Origin of the sequence: Actinomadura sp. 7K507 (genome assembly GCF_004348425.1) — a bacterium.
Lineage (GTDB): Bacteria > Actinomycetota > Actinomycetes > Streptosporangiales > Streptosporangiaceae > Spirillospora.
Genome location: NZ_SMKK01000388.1, coordinates 1 through 5301 on the forward strand (window position 1 = coordinate 1; position 5301 = coordinate 5301).

Here is a 5301-nt window from a genome sequence, read left to right on the forward strand (position 1 = left end):
CCCCCGCCCCTGCGCGGCCTCGCGAGGGCGACGTCGGATACACCTCGATCTGGGTGCCCGACGTCGACCGTGCCGCGGCGTTCTACGGAACAGTCCTCGGCTGGCACGCCGTTCCGGGAAGCGGCTCGTCCGCCCGCCAGATCGAAGGACTTCCCGAGCAGCACATCGGCATGTTCGGCGGCCAGCAGCACCGCACCGCCTACCTGGCCTTCGCCGTCGAGGACATCGACGAATCCATCAACCGGATCCGCGACGCCGGCGGTCAAGCCGAAGGACCGACCGACGAGCCGTACGGCCTGTCCGCCATGTGCACGGACGACCAGGGCATGAACTTCACGGTCTACCAGCCCCCGGAGGGGACCAGCCCGGTCGAGCGCGAACTCGCGCAGACCAGCGGGGTCACCCCGCACCACGGCGAGATCTCCTACCTCACCATCGGCGTCCCCGACATCGCCCGCGCGCATTCCTTCTTCGGTGCCGTGCTGGGCTGGGATTTCACCCCGGGCCACACCCCCGGCGGCTGGAACGTCCGACTCGGCGGTACCGAGGTGCGGCCCATGACCGGGATGTACGGCGGCGCAGAGAGTCCCGTCGTGGTCCCTGCGTACGAGGTCGACGACATCGAATCCGCGGTCACCCGCGTCCGCGAAGCCGGCGGCACCGCAACCGAACCCGAACAGCGGCCCTACGGCATCACCGCAGAATGCACCGACGATCAAGGAACCCGCTTCTACCTAGGCCAGCACTAGGCCCCCGCACCGCACCACCCACCAACCCGCCTCACCGGCAGACTCCACTCCCTGCTCACGAGCCTGGGCCACCAGCCGGCCGATCAGATCCTGCTCTGCCCGGCCTCCGGCGGCTGATCGGGGCTTGGCGACCGCGGCATCCGCCTTCACTTCTGTTGTCGTCATCAGAGGCACCTCCTTGATCAGGAGCTACAGCGAAAACTGTTCAGTCCCTGATTGCCTCGCGTTACCGCGGCGGTGCGGGTTCCGCAGGCACGGGGCCGACCAAGGCGGCGGTGAGGATCGCGTCGAGCGCTTGCTGGGAGGTTCGGAGCCGGGTGATCGCCTCGGTGACCCGGGAATGTTCCTGCCGCAGCTTGGCGATCATGGTTGGGCAGGATGAGGGCACCATCCGTCCGTCTTCGTCGTGGACGCAGTGCAGGAGCCGAGCGATGGTCGTGGTGGGGAGTCCGGCGGTGAGCAGGGCGCGGATGTGGCGCACCGCGGTGACGTCGGCGTCGGTGTACTCCCGGTAGCCGTTGGCCATTCGTGTCGGGTGCAGCAGTCCCTGGCCTTCGTAGTAGCGCAGCAGCCGCCGACTGACCCCTGTCGTACCGGCGAGCTCACCGATTCGCATCCACTCCTCCTCCGGATTGACCTTCACATTGGTGTGACGCTTTAGCGTGCCGAGTATTCCCGATCAAGGATTTCGAGGAGGCGCAGATGTCCGGAGCGGTGGTCGTCGGGGCAGGGTCGGGGATCGGCCAGGCGGTCGCCCGCAGGTTCGCCCGGGAGGGATTCCCGGTCGCCCTCGTGGCCCGTAGCGACGAGACGTTGCGAGCCGCGGCCCGCACCGTCGGGTCAAGCGGGGTGCCGGTCGTCACCCTGGCAGCCGACAGCGCCGATGAGGACGCCTTGCGAGCGGCATTGGACCAGGCGGTCGCCGAGTTCGGTCCGCCTGACGTCGTGGTCTACAACGCCGCGATCGTCCAGGCCGATGCGCCGGGGGAACTGCCGGCTCGCGCGCAGTTGGAGGCCTGGGCGATCAACGTGGTGGGTGCGCTCACCGCCGCCACTCATCTGGCGCCGGCGATGGCGCGCCGCGGGAATGGATCCATCCTCGTCACCGGAGGCATGCCCGAACCGAAGCCGCAGTACGTCAGCCTGTCCCTGGGCAAGGCCGGAGTCCGGACCCTGGTGCGGCTCCTCCACCAGCAGTACGGGGCCGCCGGGGTGCACGCCGCCAGTGTCACCGTCGACGGTCCCGTGGCCCCAGGCACCGATTTCGATCCCGACGACATCGCCGAACACTACTGGCGCCTGCACAGCCAGCCGCGGGACCAATGGGAGCATGAGGTCCTGCACACCGCGCGGGCGACGCCGGCCGGGGTCCTCACGGGGCTACTGGACACCTGGCAACGCGCCTTCAACCAGCACCGGCCTGCCGCCCTGACCTCGCTGTTCAGCCCGGACGCGCTTTTCCAGGGCATCAGTCCACACCTGCTCCAGGGCACGGCGGAGATCGTCGGCTACTACGGCGACGTCGCCGAGGGCGCGACCGCCGGGGTCGAAGTCCTCGGCGAAACCCGCCTGAGCGAACGGCTGGTGAGTGGATTCGCGGAGGTGACCTTCACCGGCCCCACCGGCGAGGACCGCCCAGTGCGGCTGTCCGTCGTCGCCGAACGCTGCGAGGGGACCTGGCTCATCCGCCAATACCATGCCGCCGGCTGACCGCGGATCGGCGACCGCAACCCTCAAATGACAGGAACGCCAACTTCCAGTCAAGGGTGGGCTGAACAGAAGGGTGGCGGGGTAGATAGGCGAATGTGTCTCGGGGGCTGGTTGGTCGACGGGCTCGGGCGTCGGGTTGGCTGGTATGGGCAGCGAAGACCGCGCGCTTCGGGTGAAGGCGCGCGGGAGCCGGCGGAAGGCCGAAGGCCGCGCCGCCGTGCTGTGGGACGTGCCCGCGCCTAATGAGCCGAGCGCCGAGCGCAAGCGGGAGACCGCGGAGTACGCCCATGGGGCGATGGTCTCCTCGGCGCAGGCCCATGACCGGGCCGCGCAACTGCTGGAACGGATGGCCACCGCCCATCCGGAGGAGGCCGAGTCGCATCTGCAGGCGGCCAACCGGCACCGCAGGTGGGCCGAGAACGACCGGAAACTCGCGGACGAACATGTACCGCAAGGCGATTTGTAAATATGCGCGCCGGGTCGCAGGGTGAGATGCAACCCAAGCAGAGGATGGACGATGGCCATCGATCGGGAAACTATGAAAACCACTCGGCGCTCGTTACACGGTGTGGCTGAACTCGTCCTCGCCGGGCCGCAGTACAGGCGAAGCGGAACGATCCGGCTGAGGATCGTCGAGGGCGGCTTCGGAACCGTCCAGGAGCCGGACCTGCGGGTGAACGGGACGCGGTTCGTGGCCGGGGACCGGGAGATCCCGATCAACGGTGCCACCTGCAGGGAACTCGCCGCGGCGGCGGGCATCGACGCGGGAGCCGCGGAGGATCTCTACACGGACGGCGGCGGCGTGGATCCCGATGAGATCCTCGGCGCGGACGCGGAGGCCGCGCAGCACATCGAAGAATGCTTCGGCCTGGGCCAAGAGGCGCTGACCAAGTTCGCGCCCCAGACCACGCCAGTGCTGTGGCCCGAACACTTCGACCTGGCCATAAGCCTCGATGAGGTCAACTACGGGGTGTCCGCGGGCGACACCCACCTGGATGAGCCGTACGCGTACGCCGGGCCGTGGGAGCCACGCCAGGGGTCGTTCTGGAACGCCTCCTTCGGCGCCGCGCGACCAGTTCGCCTGCTGCCCGGCGCCACCGCACTACTCGAATTCTTCACGGAAGCGAGGGACCAAGCCGCCCGCGGTCGGGCGTAGTGATGGCGCCCGGCACGACGCGCCTTCGACCTTCGCTGGGCACTTCGCCCTGGAACGCCGGTCGTGCCGCTGCCCGCATCCGCCCCGGAGGTTCCTCGTGCCCCCTCGATCCGTGCGGCAAGACCTGCGCCTGATCGGTCTGGTTGGGCGTGTGGGGCGAAAGGTCGGTGTGTAAAGATCGGGTTGGTTCTCGAGGCCCCTTGCCGGGGCGCGGACTGCGAATGAGAGCGGGCGTCACGCCATGTGGCGCGGCGATGTGGTGGTGGCTCGGTGACTGGGAGGTCGTTGTGCGAATTGGTGTTCTCCTGACCGAACGCGGCGGGGCTGAAGCGCTCGGCAAGCTGGCGGACGATGTGCGGCGCGCCGCGGACGACGGGTTCCCGTCAGCGTGGATCTCCCAGATCTTCGGGCTGGACGCACCGACCGCACTGGCCCTGGCCGGGAGAGATGTGCCGGGCATCGAACTGGGGACCGCGGTCGTGCCGACGTATCCGCGGCATCCGGCCGTGCTGGCGCAGCAGGCCAGGACGACCTCACTGGCGCTCCAGGGCCGGTTCACGCTCGGCATCGGGCTGTCGCACAAGGTCGTCATCGAGGACATGTACGGGTACGACTACGCGCGGCCGCTGCGCCACATGGACGAGTATCTGTCGGTCCTGCTGCCGCTGCTGGCCGGGGAGAACGCGTCGTTCAAGGGTGAGACCCTCCAGGGCAACATCGGGCTCAGCGTTCCGAACGAGGGCCGGGTGCCCGTGCTGCTCGCGGCGCTGGGGCCCAAGATGCTCCAGCTTGCCGGCGAGCGGGCGGACGGCACGGTGCTGTGGATGACCGGCCCCGTGACCATCCGCGAGCACATCGCACCGACCATTACGGCGGCGGCCGAGGCGGCGGGGCGGCCGGAACCGAGGGTGGTGTGCGCGCTGCCCGTGTGCGTCACGGACGATGCCGAGCACGCGCGGGAGCAGGCGGGCACGATGTTCGAGTTGTACGGGGGGCTGCCGTCCTACCGGGCGATGATGGACCGCGAAGGGGTGGACGGCCCGGCCGACCTTGCCATCGTCGGGGACGAGGACACGGTCGCGGCGAAGCTGGAGGAGCTGTCCGGAGCGGGCGTCACCGATTTCGTCGCCGCGGAGTACATGTCGGGCGAGGACCGTGGCCGGACCAGGAAGTTCCTCAAAACCGTGATGGCGAGATGAGTTCGTAGAGGTTGCCGCCGGCGCCGGAGAAGGAGACACCGGGGCCACCGTGCGGGCGGGCGCGGTCGATCCGTCCGCCGTCGGCGTGCGCGGGCCCGTCGGCGGCCGTCACGATGGTGCGGTCGAGGGCGATCACCATGCGGTGCTTCCTTTCGTGAGGGCGCCGTTCAGGAAGACGTCCAGGAAGGCCTCAATGGAGGGGTTCGGCGCGCTGGGACCGCCGGGGGGACGGGACCGCGTGAACATCAGGCCCATGAAAAGGTCCGCGACCTGATCGACGGGCAGGCGCAGCCCGTCGCGTTCGGGCTCGAACAGCTCAGCGAGCGCCTCGCGAGTCCGATTCATCGCCGCGTCGCGGTCGCGGGCGGCCCCATGGTCGCGGCCGACGGCATCTCCGTGCCGGCCAGCACCTCGGTCCCCGTCCGCAGCATGCCCGCGGGCAGTGGAATGCTCGCGGGCGGCGGAGGGGGCGTCGCCGGTGCCGGGT

Annotated in this window: 8 protein-coding genes; 5 read left to right on the forward strand and 3 right to left on the reverse strand. The window is 69.5% G+C overall.

Annotated elements, in window-relative coordinates:
* The coding region (locus tag E1285_RS42980; RefSeq protein WP_207947244.1) for a VOC family protein at positions 1-749 on the forward strand (749 nt) is incomplete at its 5' end.
* Positions 750-975: 226 nt separating this feature from the next.
* Here the strand turns inward: E1285_RS42980 and E1285_RS42985 are convergent.
* A complete protein-coding gene (locus E1285_RS42985) occupies positions 976-1365 on the reverse strand; it encodes a MerR family transcriptional regulator (RefSeq protein ID WP_132160673.1) in 390 nt (129 codons plus the stop codon).
* Between the two features lie 86 nt (positions 1366-1451).
* On the opposite strand from E1285_RS42985, the gene E1285_RS46205 reads away from it, so the two are divergent.
* The 4 genes from E1285_RS46205 to E1285_RS43005 all read left to right on the forward strand — a co-directional run bounded on the left by E1285_RS46205 (position 1452) and on the right by E1285_RS43005 (position 4814).
* Positions 1452-2459: an SDR family NAD(P)-dependent oxidoreductase gene (locus E1285_RS46205; RefSeq protein ID WP_165967009.1), complete on the forward strand. Its 1008-nt coding sequence runs from the start codon at positions 1452-1454 to the stop codon at positions 2457-2459.
* A gap of 145 nt (positions 2460-2604) precedes the next feature.
* Positions 2605-2925 (forward strand): hypothetical protein, encoded by a 321-nt coding sequence (locus E1285_RS42995; protein ID WP_132160674.1) that lies wholly within the window; start codon positions 2605-2607, stop codon positions 2923-2925.
* A 102-nt stretch (positions 2926-3027) separates the two neighbouring features.
* The gene (locus tag E1285_RS43000; RefSeq protein WP_207947245.1) at positions 3028-3615 is read left to right on the forward strand and encodes a hypothetical protein; all 588 of its coding nucleotides are present in this window, start codon (positions 3028-3030) and stop codon (positions 3613-3615) included.
* 287 nt (positions 3616-3902) lie between these two features.
* Positions 3903-4814, forward strand: coding sequence for an LLM class F420-dependent oxidoreductase (locus tag E1285_RS43005; RefSeq protein ID WP_132160675.1), 912 nt, complete (start codon positions 3903-3905; stop codon positions 4812-4814).
* On the opposite strand, the gene E1285_RS46210 is transcribed toward E1285_RS43005, so the two are convergent.
* Complete coding sequence (locus E1285_RS46210) at positions 4792-4953, reverse strand: hypothetical protein (protein ID WP_165967010.1); 162 nt, start codon at positions 4951-4953, stop codon at positions 4792-4794. The genes E1285_RS43005 and E1285_RS46210 overlap by 23 nt on opposite strands.
* A complete protein-coding gene (locus E1285_RS43010) occupies positions 4947-5159 on the reverse strand; it encodes a hypothetical protein (protein ID WP_132160676.1) in 213 nt (70 codons plus the stop codon). The genes E1285_RS46210 and E1285_RS43010 overlap by 7 nt, the downstream gene beginning before the upstream one ends.
* Positions 5160-5301: the final 142 nt, after the last annotated feature.